This is a genomic window from Methanosarcina sp. UBA411 (assembly GCF_002495725.1).
Classification (GTDB): domain Archaea; phylum Halobacteriota; class Methanosarcinia; order Methanosarcinales; family Methanosarcinaceae; genus Methanosarcina.
The window spans coordinates 1-20,728 of sequence record NZ_DAGK01000033.1 but is presented as its reverse complement, the minus strand read 5'-3'; the positions used below and the strand labels follow the sequence as shown (position 1 = coordinate 20,728).

The 20,728-nt window shown below is 39.8% G+C and carries 18 protein-coding genes; 10 read left to right on the top strand and 8 right to left on the bottom strand.

Features of this window, described 5'->3' with window-relative positions:
* Nucleotides 1-472 precede the first annotated feature (472 nt).
* The 3 genes from BP861_RS12755 to BP861_RS12745 all read left to right on the top strand — a co-directional run bounded on the left by BP861_RS12755 (nucleotide 473) and on the right by BP861_RS12745 (nucleotide 2,379).
* Nucleotides 473-1,165: a diphthine--ammonia ligase gene (locus BP861_RS12755; protein WP_292376118.1), complete on the top strand. Its 693-nt coding sequence runs from the start codon at nucleotides 473-475 to the stop codon at nucleotides 1,163-1,165.
* Nucleotides 1,166-1,364: 199 nt separating this feature from the next.
* On the top strand, nucleotides 1,365-1,694 hold the full coding sequence (locus BP861_RS12750) for a double zinc ribbon domain-containing protein (RefSeq protein ID WP_292376116.1): 330 nt from the start codon (nucleotides 1,365-1,367) through the stop codon (nucleotides 1,692-1,694).
* A gap of 4 nt (nucleotides 1,695-1,698) precedes the next feature.
* A complete protein-coding gene (locus BP861_RS12745; protein ID WP_292376115.1) occupies nucleotides 1,699-2,379 on the top strand; it encodes a zinc ribbon domain-containing protein in 681 nt (226 codons plus the stop codon).
* 319 nt (nucleotides 2,380-2,698) lie between these two features.
* Here BP861_RS12745 and BP861_RS12740 read toward each other — a convergent pair whose 3' ends face one another.
* The 4 genes from BP861_RS12740 to BP861_RS12725 form a co-directional block, all read right to left on the bottom strand.
* Entirely contained in the window at nucleotides 2,699-4,150 is a 1,452-nt protein-coding gene (locus BP861_RS12740; RefSeq protein ID WP_292376113.1) for a beta-propeller fold lactonase family protein, read from the bottom strand.
* 208 nt (nucleotides 4,151-4,358) lie between these two features.
* Entirely contained in the window at nucleotides 4,359-5,741 is a 1,383-nt protein-coding gene (locus BP861_RS12735; protein WP_292376111.1) for a YncE family protein, read from the bottom strand.
* A 788-nt stretch (nucleotides 5,742-6,529) separates the two neighbouring features.
* Nucleotides 6,530-7,174, bottom strand: a complete 645-nt coding sequence (locus BP861_RS12730; protein ID WP_292376109.1) for a hypothetical protein — start codon at nucleotides 7,172-7,174, stop codon at nucleotides 6,530-6,532.
* A 13-nt stretch (nucleotides 7,175-7,187) separates the two neighbouring features.
* Nucleotides 7,188-7,670 carry a matrixin family metalloprotease gene (locus BP861_RS12725; protein ID WP_292376108.1) on the bottom strand — a complete coding sequence of 161 codons (483 nt, stop codon included), beginning with the start codon at nucleotides 7,668-7,670 and terminating at the stop codon, nucleotides 7,188-7,190.
* A 734-nt stretch (nucleotides 7,671-8,404) separates the two neighbouring features.
* Between BP861_RS12725 and BP861_RS12720 the strand changes: the two genes are divergently transcribed.
* Entirely contained in the window at nucleotides 8,405-8,701 is a 297-nt protein-coding gene (locus tag BP861_RS12720; protein ID WP_292376106.1) for a universal stress protein, read from the top strand.
* 206 nt (nucleotides 8,702-8,907) lie between these two features.
* Here BP861_RS12720 and BP861_RS12715 read toward each other — a convergent pair whose 3' ends face one another.
* Nucleotides 8,908-10,179, bottom strand: coding sequence for a 4Fe-4S binding protein (locus BP861_RS12715; protein ID WP_394339087.1), 1,272 nt, complete (start codon nucleotides 10,177-10,179; stop codon nucleotides 8,908-8,910).
* A 185-nt stretch (nucleotides 10,180-10,364) separates the two neighbouring features.
* Nucleotides 10,365-12,746: a CoB-CoM heterodisulfide reductase HdrA2 gene (gene hdrA2, locus BP861_RS12710; RefSeq protein WP_292376101.1), complete on the bottom strand. Its 2,382-nt coding sequence runs from the start codon at nucleotides 12,744-12,746 to the stop codon at nucleotides 10,365-10,367.
* Between the two features lie 1,307 nt (nucleotides 12,747-14,053).
* On the opposite strand from hdrA2, the gene BP861_RS12705 reads away from it, so the two are divergent.
* The 6 genes from BP861_RS12705 to BP861_RS12680 all read left to right on the top strand — a co-directional run bounded on the left by BP861_RS12705 (nucleotide 14,054) and on the right by BP861_RS12680 (nucleotide 17,915).
* The gene (locus tag BP861_RS12705; RefSeq protein WP_292376100.1) at nucleotides 14,054-14,335 is read left to right on the top strand and encodes a ferredoxin-thioredoxin reductase catalytic domain-containing protein; all 282 of its coding nucleotides are present in this window, start codon (nucleotides 14,054-14,056) and stop codon (nucleotides 14,333-14,335) included.
* A gap of 382 nt (nucleotides 14,336-14,717) precedes the next feature.
* Complete coding sequence (locus tag BP861_RS12700) at nucleotides 14,718-15,182, top strand: (Fe-S)-binding protein (RefSeq protein WP_292376098.1); 465 nt, start codon at nucleotides 14,718-14,720, stop codon at nucleotides 15,180-15,182.
* Between the two features lie 10 nt (nucleotides 15,183-15,192).
* Nucleotides 15,193-16,437, top strand: coding sequence for a formylmethanofuran dehydrogenase subunit B (locus tag BP861_RS12695; RefSeq protein WP_292376096.1), 1,245 nt, complete (start codon nucleotides 15,193-15,195; stop codon nucleotides 16,435-16,437).
* Nucleotides 16,437-16,835: a molybdopterin dinucleotide binding domain-containing protein gene (locus BP861_RS12690; protein WP_292376293.1), complete on the top strand. Its 399-nt coding sequence runs from the start codon at nucleotides 16,437-16,439 to the stop codon at nucleotides 16,833-16,835. Before BP861_RS12695 ends, BP861_RS12690 begins: the two co-directional genes overlap by 1 nt.
* Before the next feature lie 226 nt (nucleotides 16,836-17,061).
* Nucleotides 17,062-17,349 carry a hypothetical protein gene (locus BP861_RS12685; RefSeq protein ID WP_292376094.1) on the top strand — a complete coding sequence of 96 codons (288 nt, stop codon included), beginning with the start codon at nucleotides 17,062-17,064 and terminating at the stop codon, nucleotides 17,347-17,349.
* Nucleotides 17,350-17,432: 83 nt separating this feature from the next.
* The gene (locus BP861_RS12680) at nucleotides 17,433-17,915 is read left to right on the top strand and encodes a methyltransferase family protein (protein ID WP_292376092.1); all 483 of its coding nucleotides are present in this window, start codon (nucleotides 17,433-17,435) and stop codon (nucleotides 17,913-17,915) included.
* Between the two features lie 100 nt (nucleotides 17,916-18,015).
* Here the strand turns inward: BP861_RS12680 and BP861_RS12675 are convergent, their stop codons facing one another.
* Nucleotides 18,016-18,675: a class I SAM-dependent methyltransferase gene (locus tag BP861_RS12675; RefSeq protein WP_292376090.1), complete on the bottom strand. Its 660-nt coding sequence runs from the start codon at nucleotides 18,673-18,675 to the stop codon at nucleotides 18,016-18,018.
* A 75-nt stretch (nucleotides 18,676-18,750) separates the two neighbouring features.
* Entirely contained in the window at nucleotides 18,751-20,151 is a 1,401-nt protein-coding gene (locus tag BP861_RS12670; RefSeq protein ID WP_292376089.1) for a NosD domain-containing protein, read from the bottom strand.
* Between the last annotated feature and the right edge of the window lie 577 nt (nucleotides 20,152-20,728).

Genomic DNA, 20,728 nt, shown 5'->3' with positions numbered 1-20,728 from the left:
TAAAAGTTTTTTACTTGAAATTACATGAATTTTCTAACTAACATATAAAATAAAGCGATAAAACAAATAATAAGGAATAAATGCATCATTACTCCAAGCATTACTTCAGAACTTATATCGTGGTCTTTTAAATATGGAACATTTTGTTTGATACCGGATAGGAAATTCCCAAGAAAGTCTGCCATAAGTATACAATAATTTTTTTCCCATATATAGAATTATAGGTCATGTCCTCAAGTTGTTAAACAGGTCCCTGAAGATTAGATAATTCCTTCAAACTTCATATGATCAGTTATTATTTCCTCTATTTCTGAAGTTCTTTGGAATCATTTTTTGTTTCCAGATTCGATTTTTAGTTTTTAAGGATCTATATGGGAAGAGACCCGTTCTCAGGGAGATTTTAAAGAATATTCGGGCAGAGAGCCGGTGAAAAACAAAAGCTTTTTTTTCAAATTGTGCATGTGTTTAGGAGATGAGCACCAATTCCATTCCAGCTAAGAACGATAAAGGCAAAGTGGTTGTTTCATGGACTGGGGGAAAAGACAGTTGCCTTGCATGTTACGGGGCAATCTCTGAAGGTTTTGAGGTTTCTCACCTCCTGAACTTCAGCGAAATCCAGAGGCACTGCTCCCATGATATTAATCCTGACCTGCTTTATGCACAGGCTGAAGCTCTTGGAATTCCCCTTATCCAGAAGGACTTTACTTCATATGAACAGGAATTCAAAAAAGTTGTCCGTGATTTAAGGAATAACGGGGGAAAAATAGACGGAGCGGTTTTCGGGCATATCAAGACTCACAAGAACCTTGTAGATAGGATATGCGAAGACCTGGGCCTCGAGCTAATAATGCCGCTCTGGCAGAGGAATTCCGAGCAGATTCTAAATGGCCTCATAGATTTGGGGTTAGAAGTAATCCTGCTCAGCGTTAAAGCCGATTTGTTAGGGAAAGAGTGGCTGGGTCGAAAGATCGATGAAAATTTCATACGCGACCTGACAAAGCACAATCCCTCAATAGACCCCTGCGGTGAAAACGGGGAGTTCCATACATTTGTTACCGACTGCCCGCTGTTCAAAAACAAAATAAAAGTCATGGAGAGTAAAATAGTCTTGAGGGGAGGCTACTGGTTCCTGGAGATATCAAAGTTCAAAGCAGAGCGAAAATAAGCCGATATATTCAACTGAATACTTGATTTTACTATAAAAATTTAGAATTCCTTCCTCAAAGGTATACTAATCATTATTTTTGACATTATGGATTTCATAGATCAATTTCGAAAATTTCAAAAACTAAAATACAATAATTATTGATAGTATATTTTTTGGGCATCTTAAAGGCAAATCAAAAGTTTAGAAGGGAAAAAAGATGGCTAGTTATAAACATCCGTGTAAATACTGCGGTAAACTGATAGCGCGCGATTCTAATTTCTGTCCGTTCTGTACACAGGAGAACCCTCTTGGGCCTATGAGATGCCCTGTATGTAGATACCCTCTTGAGGACGGGGCAAAAGTATGCGGGCACTGCGGTATTTTGCTGTGGATCACATGTAATAGTTGCGAAAAAGAAACATTCCTCGGGGATAAGTGCAGCAATTGCAGTGCTCCGATTGTAATTGTCTGCCCTAATCCGAAATGTCGGACCATGCAGTCCCCTGCAAGCAAGAATTGTATCAAATGCGGTAAACCGTTGAGGTAATAATATGGGATTCAAGGCGTCACAACTTCAGCCTTTTACAAGGAACTATGAAGACAACAGTTCAGAATCAGGTTTCCAGTTTACTTTTTACTGTGACATCTGTCAGGACGGCTACAAAACAAGATTCATCGAATCCAGGATATACAGGAAGACAGGTCTCTTTGGCATGGTTGGAAGAGCCCTCTCTACAGGCTCTGACCTTGTAGGCCAGTACGGTGTTGGAAGTGCACTGGAAAGAGGTGTGGATATACTCAATGACCGAAAGCAGGGAATGTCTCCTGAATGGCGCAAGGAGTGGGAAAATGCCTTTGAAACAGCCCAGAACGAGGCAAAAGAACACTTCTGCAGATGTCCAAGATGCAAACACTATGTCTGTGAAGCCGATTGGAATGAGCAGGATAATCTCTGTGTAGAATGTGCGCCAAGGGAAAATGTTGAGCTGACTGCAATAAGAGCAGAACGCATGGTAGATGAAATGAGGGATAAAGCTGAGAATACAAGTGTATTCAAAGGCAATATAGAGAGAAGGCAGACTTTATGTCCGGAATGCGGCAAACCCTCAGGTGAAGGAAAATTCTGCAATAACTGCGGAGCATCCCTTGCTCTCACAAAATGTCCGAGTTGTGGTAACAAAGTATCCATTGGTACCAGGTTCTGCGGAGAATGTGGTACAAGGTTAAATTAATTTCTCTGATTAAACAATTACAGGTCGTACACTTTTAACTGGTTGATATTTCATCTTAGAGTACCTTGGGCTAACTCTGCATCAATTCTCTAAACTTAAGCATGAGCAGGAAACTTACGCATAAACAGAAAATTATAGTGTACACAAAGTGAAAAACGATAATATGCAGAGCCCAAGTTTGTGAAATTTCTGGAGAGATATCAACCTATTATTGATAAATATATTGAGTTTCGATACAGCAAGATTTTTACTTCATGTGACAGAGACCTACATGTAATGCATCATTAATTGCCAGCAATCTGGTTATCCAAACCCTATATTACTCCTTCCTAAGGTTCCATCCTCCATAAAGACAGATCAAGCTCCCCAATAATCCGAATCCTGGAGTGGAGTTATTTTTGCTCGGTTTATTTTCATTTGAGCTACTACTATTATTAGATTCGGAATTGTTAGTATTATTGTAACTATTATTGTTTGAATTATTGAGTTCGACAGCATTTTCTTCAGATGATAAATTAATTCCTTCAACTTCTATATCTTCAGTTGTATTGGAGATTGCCCCCGTGCTTTGATCAGCCATATTAGAATCTGTAAAAGGCACAATTACAACTCCAGTAGGATAGATTCCTGCATTCACCGTAGCCGTAACAGTATTTGTGGCTGTGTCAATCACTGAGACATTGTCGCTGTCAGCGTTTGCCACATATACCTTTTTTCCGTCAGGTGTAAATGCAATTCCCATGGGCCATTCTCCTACAGGCACTCTGGCTGTGACGGTATTTGTTTTTGTATTAATTACAGTGACACTATTATTGTATAAGTTTCCTAAATATACCTTACTTCCATCTGGACTGACTACAATTTCACGAGAAAAAGTTCCTACAGGCACGGTGGCTATTACACTATCTGTGGCTGTATCAATTACAGAGACAGTGTTGTTGTTAGCTACATATATTTTATTTCCATCAGAAGTAACTGCAACACGATGAGGCGAGTCTCCTACAGGCACGGTCGCTGTAACATTATCAGTGGCTGTGTCAATTACAGACACAGTGCTGCTGTTATAGTTAGGTACGTATACCTTTTTTCCGTCCGGTGTGACTACAACTTCATAAGGACTGTCTCCTACAGGTACGTTAGCTGTAACTTTGTTTGTAGCCGCATCAATTACGTAAATAGTGTTGTTTCGACTGTTTGCAGCATAGATTTTTTTTCCATTCGGTGTAAATGCAATATCATAAGTACTCGGCCCCACAATAATCGGTGCCATTAAGGTATTTGTCGCTGGGTTGATTACAGAGATATCGGTGTTGTCTCGCTGCTTCGTCACATAAACTCTTGTTCCTGCAGGGTTAAATGTAATTCCCGAAGGATAACTACTTCTGATATTCACTTTGGTATTGACTGTGTTTGCGGCTGTGTCAATTACATAAACAATGCAGACGTCGTCTATAGTTGCGGACGCTACATATACCTTTGTTCCTGCAGGGTTGACTGCAACTCCTATAGGCCACCCATCGCCGAGAGGCACTTTGGCTGTAATATTGTTAGTTGCTGTGTCAATTACAGCGACACTAGGAGTCGGGATAGCACCATTATAATTCGTATCGTAATAATAACCTCTCAGATTATAATCCCCTAGATTTGTCACATATGCAAATGGAGCTGCACCTGCTACACCAGCCAATATTAAAATCGTAAGTGAAGTTATTCCCAAAACTCTTATGAGAGTATGCTCTCGATATGTTTTATCATATGTTGTTTCTTCCATTTTAAACCCCAACTTATGGACTCATTAAAAAGCAACAACATCAGCGATTTCCTCATGGATTTTGTTCATGTCAGCACATAAAAATTGAAGAATTTCAATCCCTCATGATGTGCAGTGTTTCGATATGTCAGGTTTCTTAAGTTTGTACATCAGACTTGAGAGGCAATAGATCATTAATACCAGTATTTCAGGTTCTCCAAGTCTCGCATTACTTTTTCCGGAGTTTCCATCCCACATAAAGGCAGGTCAAGCTCCCTAATAATCCAAAACCTGGAATAGAGTTATTTTTGCTCGATTCATTTCCACTTGAGCTACTATCATTATCAGGTTCAGAATTATCATTTTTTGACTTATTGAGCTCAACAGCGTATTGTTCTTCAGATGATAAATTAGTTTCTTCAATCCCTATGTCTTCAGTTGCATTGGAGGTTACCCCTATGCTTTGATTAGTCATATTAGAATCTATAAAAGGCCCAATGGCAACTCCAGTAGGATGGCTTATAGTATATTTTCCCGAATTCACAGTCGCTGTAACTTTGTTTGTAGCTGTATTAATTACGGAGACATTGTCGCTTTCGGCATTTGTCACATATATCTTTTTTCCGTCCGGTGTGACTGCAACTCCTAAAGGAGCAATTCCTACAGGAACTGTGGCTGTAACAGTGTTATTTACTGTGTCAATTACAGAAACATTGTTACCGGGATCATTGTAGTTACCGGAGTTTGTCACATATGCCTTTTTTCCATCAGGACTGACTGCAATATCACTGGGGTTATCTCCTACGGGCACGGTGGCTGTAACATTGTCTGTAGCTGTGTCGATTACAGAAACTGTGTTGCTGCCTGAATTAGTCACGTACACCTTATTTCCATCAGGAGCAACTGCAACTTCATAAGGACTACCTTCTACAGATATAGTGGTTATAACTTTGTTTGTAATCGCGTCAATTACAGAAGTAGTATTGTTGAAAGTGTTCGTAGCATAGATTTTTTTTTCGTCAGGACTAATGACAACATTACGAGTAATCATCCCCACATTAATCTGTGACATTAAAGTATTTGTAGCTGTGTCAATTACAGAGATATTGGTGCCATCACGGTCCGTCACATAAACTTTTGTTCCTGCAGGGTTGACTGCAACTTGCATAGGATAACCTCCTACATCCACTGTGGCATTAACCATGTTTGTCGCTGTATCAATTACAGAGACAGTGGCAGTGGAGATCCCTGGGGTTGCCACATATACCTTTGTTCCTGCAAGGTTGATTACAATATCTCTGGGCCAGCCTTCTACAGGCACAATGGCTTTAAGATTGTTAGTTGCTGTGTCAATTACAGCGACAGTAGGAGTAGGCACGACAGGTGCGACAGTACCATTATAGTTCGTATCGTTAGAATAATTCCCCAGATTTGTCACATATGCAAATGGAGCCGCACCTGCTACACCAGCCAATATTAAAATCGCAAGTGCAGTTGTTCCAAAAACTCTTATAAGGGTATATCCTCTGCGTGCTTTATTAGACTTTGCTGCAGATGGAAGTAGAATAGAAAAAGCGGTAATAGGTGTTGTTGATATAGTTTTACTTTTCATCTTTTATCCCAGGCAGTGTTTGTCTTTCATGCTAGTGCTTCGATTCCTTAAATACGCTCATAAACCTGAAATTCTAAACCTTAACCATTGATCAATGAATTCTTCCTTCGATAATGGATCAATTTTTGAATCGATAATTAGGAAACTGCTTTTGAACTCCATAAACTCCGTTTTATTGGTTTTTTATAAGTTTTCTGTGTAATCTCTCAAGCAATGCAATTTTCAAATTAATTTTGATATAAGCTTATTATTTGATCATTAACAGTTAGAAAATTTGGCCGGAAGTATTTTATATGAGCACATATCTTGAATCATATTCAAAAAATTTTTATAAAAATAATCGGTGCAACTTTACAGTCATAAAAGCTAATATGCCAGTAGATCTATATCAAATCTAGACTACGTTCTCCAATCTTAATATCTGGGTGAATAAGTTCGCGCATCAAAGGTACTCTCCAATGAATTACAAGCTTCAAGGCTGAGGGGTCATCCTTTATTGGCAAACCTTTAAACCTGCCAAAAGCCTGTAAATAAGTCCAAAGACAATAGCAATCGAGGTTATTCAAAGTAATATGTTTTTACAGGATTGGTCAGTATAACTTTATAACAGAGATTTTTCTGAAAACCAATATTTTGCGAGCGCAATATGTATGCGCGTGTATCGTGCGCGCATAAAAAGAAAAACAGGTCATAGCTAAATTGTCGGAGGGTGTAGGAGAGGGTAATGCCACAAGAATTACCCTCTCGTCTTACGTTTTTTTATGAAAAAGCAGCTGTGTCAATTATACTCATTCTTTAATTGTACTCAATAATTCCTCCTGACTAATAGTTTCATCACTTCCTATAGCTTGCCCGTCATCAGTTAAAGTGAACTTCCCTTGCTTATATCCTGTAATTGTGAAGTGTTTAGGGCCAATATTCTTGATTTGTGGGTCGATATCTTCGATTAAATAAAGCAAAACTTTTTCGCCAGTTTTGAGGCTAGGTTCATAATCTGTTGACATACTGTCGTTTCCAACTATCCCACCACTCGTTCTAACAGTAAGCTCGTTTGATGATAATGGATTTTTAACATATTTATCCACACTTATAATAATGTCAGTATAGATTACGTTCTCTAAGATGATCTCACTACGTGATTTATTCGGTCGTTTTCCATCGACAGTGTTCCATTTAGGTGGCAATATTTCCTTAACTGTGCCTATGATAACAGTATCTGAACGATTATTTAAGTCGGTATATGTGTACTTTTGTAGTAGTCCGCTCATAGGAATGTTTATTGGTTTATTGGGACTCTTTATTGATTCATCAGCATTACTTGCTAGTTTGGTATTATCATGTGAGACATTTGGCAGACCTAAAACAACTAAAGTTAGCAAAGAAAGTGACCCAATTAAAAGAATTCCATATTTTGTATTATTTTTAATTGCCATAAATCGTCACCTCTTAAGGATAAATAGACCTGATACCTGCTATATCATCTGAAGTGAGAGATCTCTTCTTGGTCTCCCCCAATTTTGAGTACTCGTACATTGTTGCCTCAGTATCGTCAGGAGGATGACCTAAAGTTAACCAGTATCCAAATTCATGAGTGGCAATATTTTGCACATCATACTTTCCTGATTCTCCTGAGGTTAACCAACTATAATCACTATTGAATCTTACATAACAAGCTTCCATTCTATCTCCATCGGCATCCGGATAAGCCCTGGCAATCAGGCCATCTGACCCAAGTGAGGAATAATACAGATAGTTTGTGGACACCGCCGACCAAGAAAAGCGGAAGTCTGCACCAGCATTATTCCATGTAGTAGAAGCTGAAACTAGAGAAGCGTTCCAGCCGGTTGGAATTGATGTAGCCTTCTTAACGGTGGCAACTCCAGCATACCAATAACACCCGTTGTCGACATATGCTGATGCCGGAATCACCCATGTTAATCAGAAATATGGCTATCAATAATGTTCCAACTAACATCCTTTTATTATGGAGTTCGGGTTACCTGGAAAGTACTTTTGAACTCCATAAATTATTTCTAGTATGTTATATATAAACCCCAAACTTTTTCACCAAATTATTAAACTATCCCTTTTTCATACTTTTTTCGAATCATTAATTATTTCAGAATCATTGATAGTTGGATGATTTGGCCACAAGTAATTTGTTTGATTATATGCCCCAAATTATATTCAAAAATATATATAAAAGACAACTTATAAAGCTCTAAATCTATTAAATTAGATATTTAATCAGTTCATGTTAAATTTAGGCCAATTTATTCTCTAACTGTAATATGTGGGTGAATAAGTGCGCCTGTTAAATGTGTCCTCCTTTGATTTACAGGCTCCAAGTTGAGAAATCATCTCATACAGTTAAGTTCACCTTTCTTTTCTTTATATACCTGTAAACTATTTTATGAATTATAGATTTAGTTTAAAAATAAACATCTATTTTTCTCATTATCAGCAAAAGTGTCAGAACTTCATCATTAAAAGCAGTTGAGACTTCTAAACTTCAGAGACTTTCTCATTGGAACTGTCACATCAAAAAGTACTTGGCATTCTCACTTTCTGAAATCTGATGGCGTTATTCGATGGCGTTATATTTCTTGCAAGTGAATGAATAAATGGAGATTCTGTATAAGAAAAGTTACTTTTAAGAAAAAATGATTGCGACTGACGGCTCGGTCTGCTCAAGGGTTGCTACCAATAAGAAGATAGAACTTGCCAGACTGAGCGGAGGGACGGTTTACTCAGTTTATGTGATATTTACGGAGTATTTTTCTTCGATAGCTGTGGATTTTAACCGGGAGAGAATGCATGAGACCTTGAGAAAAGATGGATACAAGGCCCTAAAAATTGTAAAAGGAATCGGAGAGCTGGAAAACGTCAAAGTGAAATCTATCCTGCTTGAAGGCCAGCCTGTCGCTGAGCTGATCCGGTACGCCGAAGAAGAAAAATGAATAATTATTGTTATGAGTAGTCTTGGCAGAACCGGAATTAGTCGGCTACTTTTAGGCAGCGTTGCCTGATACGTTGTCCGACATTCAGAGGTTCCGATAATGGTTGTAAAAAAGTATGAATCCTGAAGCTGAGCTCATTAAAATTATTGCTTGCAACCTCCGGATTTTGCGTTTCCTTTGACTTTTTGCTTCCGGATTTTGCCCCCTCAACCTTCGATTTTCTTCTTCACGGCTGCGGCTGCATTTTTCGGAGAGTCGGTTTCCCAGAGTTTCCTGACTTTTGCACTCCTGAGGGCTGGCATTAAGGCCTCAAGCTTTGCCTGCACGGCTGCAAGCATTTCTTCGTCAATTCCAGGGGGCTCTATGCCCATAAACTTCTGGGCTTTAAGGGTCTCGGTCTCCCTATGTACTGCACGGTCTACTCCTTTCCTTACTCCTGTCTTCAGGGACTCGATTGCGTCTCTCCACTGGGCAGCCCAGGGGGTATCAGGAATTTCAGTGTGGTGAATATCAGTCCTTTCCACTTTGATAGCTGCAAGGTGGCAAGCTTTAACACAGGCTCCGCAATAGGTACAGAAATCCTCTGCAAAAGCAATTTTTCGCGGGTCTTCAGGGTCTGTAGGCACATACCAGAGTTCGGAGGGGCAGACATTAAAACAGCCGCGACAGCCCTGAGGATCGCATTCCTTCAGGTTCGTTTCAATAAGGCTCAGTTCTCCTTCCATGGGTTTTTGCAGATCTACGGCTTCATACGGACAGACCGTTTTGCAGCGGGCACATTGAGTACACTTCAGCTCGTCTACCTTAACTTTTCCTTCAACCTTTGGAGCCTCGCAGGGGCGTTCTCCTTTTACCTTGATTGCTTCTTCAGGGCAAATATCCTGGCAGAGCACACAATAATCGCATTTATCCTCATCAACAAGGATCTGCTCGAAAGGTACGGGATTATCAGGTGTGGGCTCACGTTCCAGCAGGATAAAAGCATCACAGAACCGGGCGCAGATTCCACAGAAATTGCATTTCTCCGTATTAATTTCGATCTCGCCTTCTGCCCCTTCCTTTAAAGGTGCGATCTCTTCTTTTTTCGGGAAGGTGAACTCGACCTCAATTGCATCCTGAGGGCAGGCTCCCTCACAGAGCGCGCAGGGGAGGCATTTCTCATTGATCTTAACAAAGGTATCGTACTTCGGGTACTGTTTCTCGTCAGGAACTTCTCCTATAGCCTCAAAGGTGATGGCATGCACAGGGCAGAGATTTGAGCACATCCTGCAGAAGGTACACTTTTCAAGATCCATCATAACCGCAGGCGCGTCAAGCCCGGTTGCAATTTCATGAAGAGGTCCCATTTCAAGCGCTTTTGTGGGGCAGATTTCTGCACAGATTCCACAGCCATTACAGCGCTTGTAATCATAATCCAGAGTCTTGATGGATTTTTCGGTTGCCTGGGTATAGAGAAAATGGGAACCCTGAAGATCCATGCTGGTAGTAACAGTGATCTTTTCCTGGGTTTCATCCTCAGCAGGCTCGGGGGTTTGAGCTTCGAGATCCTCGACTTCGAACTCATCGGCTTCGAACTCTTCTACTGTAGCCTCTGCAAGTTCATTTTCTCTGGCCTCGCAGCAGCCTCTGCAGACGTGAGCTTCCTGTTCGGTGTACTCGTCACTCACTGTGCCACCTCCTCAAGTTCGGTTTCAGTTTCATCAAGCTTGAGCTCGGTTCCTATGGGACCGATTTCCTCAAGTTCCCTCACAAATTCAGTAATCGTGTTTGAGAAACGTTCTCCTTCTGCAGCCGAGATCCACAAAGTTCTTAGCCGTCTGGAGTCTAGCCCGATTTCCGCTATAACTTCCTTTAAGACATCCATCCTCTGTTTTGCATCAAAGTTCCCGTGGATGTAGTGGCACTCGTCCATCCTGCAACCCGCAACAAGTACTCCGTCGGCTCCGCCTTTTAAGGCCTCAAGCACAAACTCCGGGTTTACCCTTGCCGAGCACATTGTACGGATAACTCTGATGTTTGTTGGGTAATGCAACCGCGACATCCCGGTCAGGTCTGCACAGGCGTAACTGCACCAGTTGCAGAGGAAAGCCACAATGAAAGGACTCTGGGATCTATGCGCAGTTGCAGCCCGGACCTGGGCAAGAATTTGTTCATTTTCGAAGTTCCGCATCTGGATCGCCCCTGCAGGGCAGGCCGCACTGCAGTCTCCACAACCGTAACATGAAACCTCATCGACCACAGCTTTTTTATTCTCAATCTTAATTTTCCCGAATTTGCAGACCTCAAGGCAGGTCCTGCAACCTATACATTTTTCAGGATCAACATGAGCTCCCATAGGATCAGCTTCAAGTTCTCCTGTTCCGAGGAGTTGCATAACCTTGGATGCACATGCACTCCCCTGGGCAATCGAAACCTGGATCTCTTTGGGCCCTGAGGCGCAACCTGCAAGGAAAACTCCACTAACAGGAGCATCTACAGGGCGCATTTTTGGGTGGGCGCTTGCAAAGAACCTGTCTGGCCGCCTGGCAAGGTTTAACATCCTGCCTATCCCTTCTGCCGCTTTGCTGGGCTCATAGCCTGTTGAAAGCACAACAAGGTCACAGGCCTCTTCTTCAACCCGGGATTCCAGAGTATTTTCATAGCGGAGTACAGGCCTGCCGTCTTCACCTGCGTAAATTTCGGCAACTTTTCCCCGGATGAAATCTACACCCATTGCCTGCGTCCTTGTATAGTATTCCTCATACATTTCCCCTGCAGCCCTGATGTCAATGTAATGGATTGTGATCTCAGTATCAGGGTAGCGTTCCTTAACCATCTGGGAATTCTTGAGTGCGGCCATACAGCAAACCCTTGAGCAGTACTCATTGCCTACGGTTTTATCCCTTGACCCGACACACTGGATGAAGGCCACGCTTTTTGGGGGTATGCCTGTGGAAGGCACAAGGACTCTTCCACCTGTAGGCCCTGCAGAGTTAAGCATGCGCTCAAGCTGCATATTTGTTATAACATCAGGGTATTTCCCAAACCCGTACTCCTTTTTCCTGGACGCATCAAAGAGCTGGTAACCTGTTGAAACAATGACTGCTCCGGCTTCAAACTCAATCTCTTCAGGTTTTTGCTCGTAATCTACAGCATCGGCAGGACAGGCCTGTAAACACAGTCCGCAGCCTACACAGTGGTCAGGGTCTATGAGCACTACCTGCGGAACGGACTGGGGAATTGGCATATATATAGCTCTGGTCTTCCCGACTCCGTAATTCATGGGATTTTCGATCTCTACAGGACAGACCGCAGCACAGAGATCGACACAGCCTTTGCATTTGTCTTCAAGTATGAATCTGGGTTTGCGTTTGACTTTTACATGGAATTTGCCGACAGATCCGGAAATGTCGGTAACCTCGGAGTAGGTGTAAAGGGTAATATTAGGATGATTCTGAACTTCCGTCATTTTAGGGGCAAGCACACAGATGGAGCAATCGTTTGTGGGAAAGACCTCGTTCATCAGGGCCATTTTACCGCCTATCGTGGATTCCTTTTCTACCATTGTGACTGGAAAACCGGCTTCGGCAAGGTTTAGAGCTGCTTCGATTCCGGCTACTCCTCCTCCTATGATAAGGACATTTCTGCTTGCTCTGGAACTCGTTGCACTCAATTCTTTCAGGAATTTTGCCTTTGCAACTCCCATTCTTATAAGATCAAAGGCTTTTTGGGTTGCCATCTGAGGGTCGTCGGCATGTACCCAGGAACACTGCTCTCTTATATTTACCATTTCCAGGAGGTAAGGGTTCAATCCGGCTTTTTCCATTACGTGCCTGAAGGTCTTTTCGTGCAGTCTTGGGGAGCAGGCAGCTACTACGACCCTGTCGATTTTGTTTTCTTTTATATCCTTGATGATGCCTTCCTGTCCGGAATCGGAACATAGAAACTGTACTTCCCGGGCGAGCACCACATCTTCCAGTTCAGCTGCCATTTCCTGCAGAGCCAGTACGTCTATTACTCCAGCAATATTCAGCCCGCAGTGGCAAATATAGACTCCGATTCGCATGATTGGTGACTCCGTATACATGTGTTTAATATTGAATGTTAACGATTATGTCACGACGTAGTTTAATTATATAAGTTGAAAGTTGTAATTTCTGGACTATATTATGAAAGATATATCCAGACATTTTGCCATACAGAAAAGTCAGTTTCGGTACAGCTAATCAATAAAGACTTTTTAAACTGAGAGTGACTTTATGATTTTCAAGTTCATGAACCTTTTACTTTCACATGGCCCTGTTCCTTTTTATCTTTATTAAGTACTAATGGGTTTATCAATCGCTAATAAGTTCATTACTAACTGATGATTCATCACTCACTAATGAATTTGTTACTACCGGTCAAGTAATTACTTCTCAATTAATTTGTCATTTAATCGGAATTATATCCTTAGCTACAAATCAATTATTTTTGCATATCCCTATACTTTTTCTTGTGAACTGAATAAAAGTATATGTGTTTTGTACAAAACCAAAACCTTTATTTCATAAGGCTTCTCCAAATTTATTATAATTTATTAAATTTTTTAGAAATCAGACATTTTTTATTATTCTCCGAATATCCGTTTTCATTTATTTTTATTAGTTGTTTCTAATTAGGTAATTTATGACAGTCTATTTATATAACAGAGTTTAACAGTTTGTTTGCTACAGAATTCAACAGTTTATTTATATAACAAACCTTATATTTATTGATATATTAACTTTCTTATTCGTTAACTAGCTAACTAACCAGAATTTAACCTTATAAGTTAAATTTAAACCGTTAACCCCGTTTGACTTATGCTCAATGCGCACTTTAATTGATAGCTGGGGATTATGCACAAAACCTTAACATTATTAGTTCTGCCTTATTACCGGAGTATTACCAATTGATTTATAGTTTGAGAACTTAATTCGTAATCGAGAACCCAGTTTCAAACGGAAAATTCAAGAAAATAATAACAAATAATAACAGAAAATTAGTTATATGAGCGCTAGTGAAATGAAATTGATTACATCAGCGTGAGTAAGATAAAAGTGGTTATACTGCGTAAACTAGTTAATTCCTGCAGGACAAGGTTTTCTATAAATAACTTGAACAAAATTAGAGGTTATATAACGTATAATGAGTTGATGCTAAGCTGATGCTAAATACTCAGTTATTCCCTTAAGTATTTCATACAACTAAAAAGTACCTAGTGTACTTTATTAGCATACTTTATCAACACTCCCATTTTACAAAGGGTTCATGTAGATTCACATATGATTCACACGTTCTTCTCATCATTATTCAGGATTGTTTCAATTTAAAGTTCAAGGAGTTATTTGTATGGCAGATCATAATGAATTAAAGGAAAAAATGTATGAATGGACTCAGAAATATGCAGACAAAGCAGGTTATAGGCTTAATCCGGATAAGGAAGCTCTTGACTATGTACTTGATGGACTTACAGTTAAGCTTGAGAAATTCGGAAGGCGTTACTGCCCCTGCAGAATAGTTACAGGAGATGAAAAGGAAGATAGAAAGATCGTATGTCCCTGCATCTACCATAAAGAAGAAGTTGAAAGGGACGGAAACTGTCACTGCGAACTTTTCTTCAAAGCGAATTAAATTGAGTTCATTCATTCTATTTGCCTTCAAAGAGGCTTTTTACAGATTTGTTTCCGGAGATTTTCCGGAGATCAAGGATATCCATTTGTGAGATCTTCTGATTTAAGAGACCCGGAAACAAAAACCTGTATACCTAAGGGAATCTAAATCTTAAGACCTGACTTAATCCATAGGGTTTGCCAGGCATTCTCTGATGCAACTTAAAAGTAACACCGAAAACAAAAAAGCGAGAGTTTAAGGAAGATTACTTATATATATTTAATTAAAGGTTATTTGACATAAGTTTTCATTTATACTCTTAATTTTACTTTTTAATCATTTTTAGCCTGTATACTCTTTGATGAAAACTGATATAATAAATTTGACTCAAGGGTGACCTGTAATGACAAATGCAATGGAACTCTATCAGATGCTTCCAAAGACTAACTGCAAAAAGTGTGGAAAAACTTCCTGTATGGCGTTTGCAGTAGCTCTCATGGCCCGCGAGCTCACACCTGAGGACTGCCCGCCCCTTAAGGAAGAATCAAAGTATAAAGAAAACTATGAAAAGATAAGTGAAATCTTCAAACCTTCCGAAGGCGCAACCGAAACAGGGCTTATAGTACATGAAGAACTATGTTTTGGCTGTGGAAACTGTGTGGTTGCCTGTCCTCCTAATGTAGCAAATGATCCCTATGGAGTAGGCTCGGGAAATGCTCCCAAGAATGTTAATAAGCTGGTCCTTACCATAGAAGATGGAGTTGTAAAGGCCCAAAACTTAGAGGAATGCCGCCGCTTTGGAAAGAACAAAATTCTCTGTAATGGCTGTATAGTGACTTGCCCTGTAGAGGCAATCGAGTTTGTGTGAGGAAGCGGATATGGAGAAAAATTATTATGTATGCACAGGCTGTGGACTCCTTTGTGACGATATTGAGGTTGAATCCGAAAAGGACAAAATAAACAAAGTTTATACAGCCTGCAGGATAGGGGTAGCCCACATGAAGGAAACCAGGGGTGAAGCAAAATTCCTGGTTGATAATAAGCCTGTAGATGAGGTAACTGCAATCAATGAGGCTGCATCGATCCTTAAAAACGCCAGAAATCCTTTGATCTTCGGACTTGGGACTTCCACAAATGAAACTCAAAAAATAGCAATTGAGCTTGCAAAAAAAATCAATGCTACTCTTGATGATCCTTCCTCATTCTGCCTGGGCCCTCTAGCTGAGGCTCTCATTCAGGATAAGCTTAAGACCTGCACTCTTGACGATGTAAGGAATAAAGCTGATGTTATTATATATTGGGGAACAGACCCATCGGACTCCCATCCTCGCCAGCTTTCGAAGCATTCCTACTTCCCCAGAGGAAGCGAAAAGCAGAGGGGCTGGGAAGAAGAAAGGACAGCTATTGCAATCGATGTCCGAAAGTCTCATACTGCAAAGATCTGCGGGAACTATTTCTTCCAGATTCCTCCAAAAGGAGATACGGAATTTATCGATGCCCTAATTGCAGGGCTTTCGGGAAAGCTTCCCAAAACTTCCTATAATTATCCACCTAAGAAAATCCTTGAACTGGCAAATATCCTTAAAGGGGCAAAATTCGGAGTGATTTTTGTAGGGCGCGGGCTCATTTACTCGCTTGAAAACCTTGAGCCTCTTTTCAAGCTTATGAAAATCCTGAATGAGAAAGCAAATTTCCATCTCATACCCATGGTAGGAAATTATAATACCATGGGCTTTAACGAAAACCTCTTTGCAGAAGCAGGATATGTGAACAGCGTAAAGTTCGAAAACGGGACTGTAAAGCATGGGCCCGAATACTCAATCGTTGAATCTCTTAAAGCAAAAACTGTAGATGCAGCCCTTATAATAGGTTCTGATCCGCTTTCAATCCTTCCTAGATCTATTGCAAAGAACATGCTGGAGATTCCTGTTATCTCTCTGGACCATTGTGAAACCCTGACTTCAAAGCATGCAAAGGTCTACGTCAATACCGCAATAAGCGGAGTAGAGTCAGGGGGAAGTGCCATACGCATGGACGGGGTAAAAGTAAACTTTGAGCCTGCTATTGAGACAAATAACCCGTCTGATGAAGTAATTCTCAAAAAAATCATGGAGGCCCTATGATGGATTTCGGATCTTTTCTTGCAGCTCCCGAAATAAAAGTCAAAGTCATAACTTACAGGGATATCTTTCAGGATAAGGCTATGCTCGAAAACCGTTTTGGGGAAGAATACAGGAACCTATCTGCTGTCATAAAACTTGACCCCGCAGATTTCAAACAGTTGAGCGTGAAAAAAGGCGAGACAGTCATTTTAAAAAATTCCTTTGGAAGAGTTGTGGTAAAAGCTGAGGAATCCGGATACGAAACTCCTCACAAAGGTATCGCATATATGCCCAAAAGTCCCTGGTCCAATATGCTGGTATCGGATGAAACTGGAGGTACAGGAGTGCCTAAATTCAAAGATATATCCGTAACAGTTACCAGTGCAAAAGGAGAAAATGTGACTGAACTCAATTTTTAATTTCTTTTTCGCGATAAGGGGATAACTAATTTCCTTAAAAACCCCTTATAATTCCTTTAAAATTACCTCAAAACCCACAAAAATTACTAAAAATTACCTTAAAATATTACCTCAAAAATTTTCCTAAAAAATTTCCTTAAATTTCCTTAAAAACTTTCCTTAAAAATGGCAAAGTTGTTTTATTTTCCTTTTTTGTGGCTAGTTTAATTGCAAACTGGATGAGAACATGGACAGTAAACTCCTTAAATTTACAAAAGTCTTCAAAAACGGGATTACTTTTTATCGCTTTGAAGGCTTTGAAAACGTGGACTCAAGATGGGAACTGCCCTGTGAGTACCTTTCAGGTTCTCACTTTGCAGCCTGGAATGGGCTTCTTCTGTATTCGGATGGAAATAGCATAAAAACTCTCTGTCCAGGAAACTTGATTTCCTTGAGTGAGTATCAGGAACTGACGAAAATTGTTCAAGTAGGAAAACAAAGGCTAAGAGAAATAAAACATAAAATGGATACTTAAAGATTTAAAAATTAAAACATGATTAAGGTCTCAATTAAAGTAAGACATTGTAAACTCTACTGTCTAACTGGAATTGATCTGGAATGAAAGATACAAAAGAGGAAAGAATAATTATGGCTATTCAATGGGGATTATGGTATTTGTTTCCCCTCAGCGCTTTTGTAGAACAGATCAGATATACTTTTTTAAGACCAATCGGGTATTTATTATTAACATTTGCCTTTACTTTATTCATTATGGCTAATAAAGCGCATGGTTCTGTCAATAAATTAAAATTGAGTGCTTACCCCATGCCTAATAGCTCTGCCAAACTGGTAACAAGTGGAGTTTATGCATATATTCGCCATCCTATATACAGCAGTTTTATTCAGATGTCCTTTGGAATTGCATTCCTGATAGGAACTTCAGGAAGCATAGGAGTAGCAGTTATATCCTTAGTTTTTTACTATTTCAAGTCCAGATACGAAGAAAAACTGCTTATTCTAAAGTATCCAGATTATAATCCATATAAAGAAAGAACCGGAAGATTTATGCCTGAAATATTTAAGCTTTATAAGCATATATAAGCATCATTAGCTGTCGAAAAGTATTCTCTTGAATGTAAAAAATTCATTTGAGTTTAATCTAGGCAATATTTAACAGAAATATAGTACAAGAAATTGATTCTCAATCTCCATGTTCTTGAACAGGTTTTCTGGCAGAAAGCACTACAAAACTTCCTTTTCCATGACCTTTTTCCGGAATTTCGATTTCCTTTATTTCCCCGGGCGGTTTAAAGAGAGTCTGACAGATCTCAAGCCTTTCGAACCCAAGTTTTGCCAGATCTGAAGATACCTCGGCTGTCGAAAGAAAATGCGCTTTCGAAAAAAACCTGCCTTTTTTATTCCCTGATTCGAGATAGCGGCCCTGAAGGCTATCCCTATCAAGGATTCCGGCTAGTATTTGTCCGCCTGGCTTTAAGATTCTCAGAGTCTCCCTGAGTGCCTGGTTCGGATTTTCAAAAAAAGCAAGTGCAGTAACGATTAAAACAAGATCAAATTTCTCTTTTTTAAAAGGAAGAAACTCTGCAACTCCAAGCACGACTTCCAGTCTGCGTTGCTTTGCGAGCATTGCCATAGCCCGTGCCGGTTCAAGCCCTAGCCCGACTCCGAGAACCGAGGCGAACCTGCCTGTGCCAGCTCCGATTTCAAGGGCTTTCAGTTTCTCTAGATTTTCGGGCAGAAAAGCTCTCAGGGAAAGGAGTTCGGACTCGTATGCAAGTTTATATTTCTCATACCAGGCATCATATTCCTTTACAAGCCTGTCAAAGCTCTTCAATGAGCCCATTATACCCCACTCTCGTTTTTTATTCGTATTCTTCCTTAATCTTTAATTTTTTATCCTTTTTCTTTTCAGAGATTTTCATCTTTTTCTATACCGGTAAACAGCAAGCAAACCGAAAATTCCATAAATCAATTTAAATCCAGGTAAGCTCGTGACTACACTTTGCTTTTCATTTTCTTCCATAACATTTACTATGAACGATTTTGAAGCAGTCCCGTTTTCATTACCTACAGTGAGATTCACGGTATAGGTTCCAGGCGCTGTAAAGGTATGGACAGGGTTTTCATCCGCCGAATCGGGATTTCCGTCGCTTTCAAAATCCCAGTTTTCCTCGCTTTCATTTTCCGAAAGGTCAGTAAACTGGACCGAAAGTGGAGGACGACCGCTGCTAACATTAGCACTAAAATTTGCAACCGGAAGAACCGGTTCCTGAATATTGGCAGCTACCAGAGGCCCACGATCAACGTAGTCACTGTTTTCAAGTTTGTAAACTTTGTCAGCAATGCCGTCTCCATCTGCATCAGGCGTAATCTCCGAGTGTCCCAGTCCATCAGGCTTTGCCCAGTAGTTTCCTGCAAGGTAGGGTCCACCTACAATGTTCGTACCCGGGGTTTTTTCGATATTATATATATTGCCGGTTCCGTTATTAGGTATAGCGTTGACAGTATTATTGAAGTAATTATTAAGAACACTGTTTTCGTCACTTTTAGGACAGACAAAAAGCCCATAAACCTCATTTGAAGTAATATTATTGTCTGAGATCTTATTGTTATCTGAATTACCTAGGTGTATGCCTCTGCCATTATTGAAAGCTTTATTTTCTGACAGGGTATTGCCTACTCCAGTTGAAAGAAGTATTCCATAATCCTTGTTTTCCGAAAGCGTATTATTTGAGAAAACGTTTCCCTCAGAATTCGGAGCAAAGATCCCATACCTGTTTTTTGAAGCCCTATTCTCGGAGATTGTGTTATAGTTGGATTGCTGAATGTCGATTCCTTTATCGCCTTTTCCAATGAGGTTTCCAAGAATTGTGTTGTAATCCGACGTATTCAGATATACTCCGATAGTATTATTTATCAATCGATTATTCTCAACAGTGCAGTTCTTGCACTTATACATATAGACCCCTGCATGGTCTTTATTTGCCTCCATTATTTTAAATCCGCTAATCGTGACCTTATTAGACTCTATATTGAATACATCTAAAGCCGGGTCTTTAGCCATTATTATTGTATTTGCAGGATTTCCAGACTCTGATTTTATTATCAGATTATGTATTGTTACGTTGATGTTTTCGGTATAGGTACCTGGCTTTACGATTATTACATCACCTGAAACTGCGTTGTTCACAGCAGCCTGTATGGACTCACCTGACTGGACGAAAATCTCATCCGCCGTTCCGATACCAGAGCTTAATACCAGGATAAGAAAAACTAACAATAAAGTGATTAATCTGGTTATTTCAATTCCTCCGTCCACTCAAGGAAAGCAATGAAATATTATTATTAAATTATTATTTAATTGCTTTATATGACTATATAAATTAAGGATAAGTTGCCATGTAAATTCTTTTTTAATCTAAAGTAGATCCTTCTACAATATCGTAAAAAGATGCCTTACTCGATCCTTATATGAAAAACATGTAGGAATTCACATTCATTTATGCATAAAGTTCGCTTTATCTATATGGAAACTTATCCTAATTGCCAGAGTAGCGGGAATAATGTATAAAACAATATAAATATGCTGGTTTTAGTCGACAAATCAAAATAAATATACGATGTTGGTAAATGCCTAAATCCGATGATATTACGTCACATCTGAGATAATTTAGAGAAAAATGGTCAAATTTATACACATATGCGAAATCTTATAAATTTGGGAAAAATAAGATTGTTGAATCTAATGAATCTAATTATACTTGTTGGATAAAATTAGCTTGCTGAAAATTGGATGGGATAAAGATACTAAGTCCCCATCCTTTCTTGAAATAATTTATCGAGTTTTTTTCTGTTTTTCAATTATAGTTTATCTTCTTTTATGGAGGAATACCGTA

Excerpts from the sequence above, each read along its gene's own strand:
- BP861_RS12675 (WP_292376090.1), bottom strand. The coding sequence starts at position 18,675 with ATGGGCTCATTGAAGAGCTTTGACAGGCTTGTAAAGGAATATGATGCC.
- BP861_RS12745 (WP_292376115.1), top strand. The coding sequence starts at position 1,699 with ATGGGATTCAAGGCGTCACAACTTCAGCCTTTTACAAGGAACTATGAA.
- BP861_RS12750 (WP_292376116.1), top strand. The coding sequence starts at position 1,365 with ATGGCTAGTTATAAACATCCGTGTAAATACTGCGGTAAACTGATAGCG.
- hdrA2 (WP_292376101.1), bottom strand. The coding sequence starts at position 12,746 with ATGCGAATCGGAGTCTATATTTGCCACTGCGGGCTGAATATTGCTGGA.
- BP861_RS12695 (WP_292376096.1), top strand. The coding sequence starts at position 15,193 with ATGGAGAAAAATTATTATGTATGCACAGGCTGTGGACTCCTTTGTGAC.
- BP861_RS12755 (WP_292376118.1), top strand. The coding sequence starts at position 473 with ATGAGCACCAATTCCATTCCAGCTAAGAACGATAAAGGCAAAGTGGTT.
- BP861_RS12715 (WP_394339087.1), bottom strand. The coding sequence starts at position 10,179 with ATGGATCTTCAGGGTTCCCATTTTCTCTATACCCAGGCAACCGAAAAA.
- BP861_RS12735 (WP_292376111.1), bottom strand. The coding sequence starts at position 5,741 with ATGAAAAGTAAAACTATATCAACAACACCTATTACCGCTTTTTCTATT.
- BP861_RS12730 (WP_292376109.1), bottom strand. The coding sequence starts at position 7,174 with ATGGCAATTAAAAATAATACAAAATATGGAATTCTTTTAATTGGGTCA.
- BP861_RS12720 (WP_292376106.1), top strand. The coding sequence starts at position 8,405 with ATGATTGCGACTGACGGCTCGGTCTGCTCAAGGGTTGCTACCAATAAG.
- BP861_RS12680 (WP_292376092.1), top strand. The coding sequence starts at position 17,433 with ATGAAAGATACAAAAGAGGAAAGAATAATTATGGCTATTCAATGGGGA.
- BP861_RS12700 (WP_292376098.1), top strand. The coding sequence starts at position 14,718 with ATGACAAATGCAATGGAACTCTATCAGATGCTTCCAAAGACTAACTGC.
- BP861_RS12690 (WP_292376293.1), top strand. The coding sequence starts at position 16,437 with ATGGATTTCGGATCTTTTCTTGCAGCTCCCGAAATAAAAGTCAAAGTC.
- BP861_RS12705 (WP_292376100.1), top strand. The coding sequence starts at position 14,054 with ATGGCAGATCATAATGAATTAAAGGAAAAAATGTATGAATGGACTCAG.
- BP861_RS12685 (WP_292376094.1), top strand. The coding sequence starts at position 17,062 with ATGGACAGTAAACTCCTTAAATTTACAAAAGTCTTCAAAAACGGGATT.
- BP861_RS12740 (WP_292376113.1), bottom strand. The coding sequence starts at position 4,150 with ATGGAAGAAACAACATATGATAAAACATATCGAGAGCATACTCTCATA.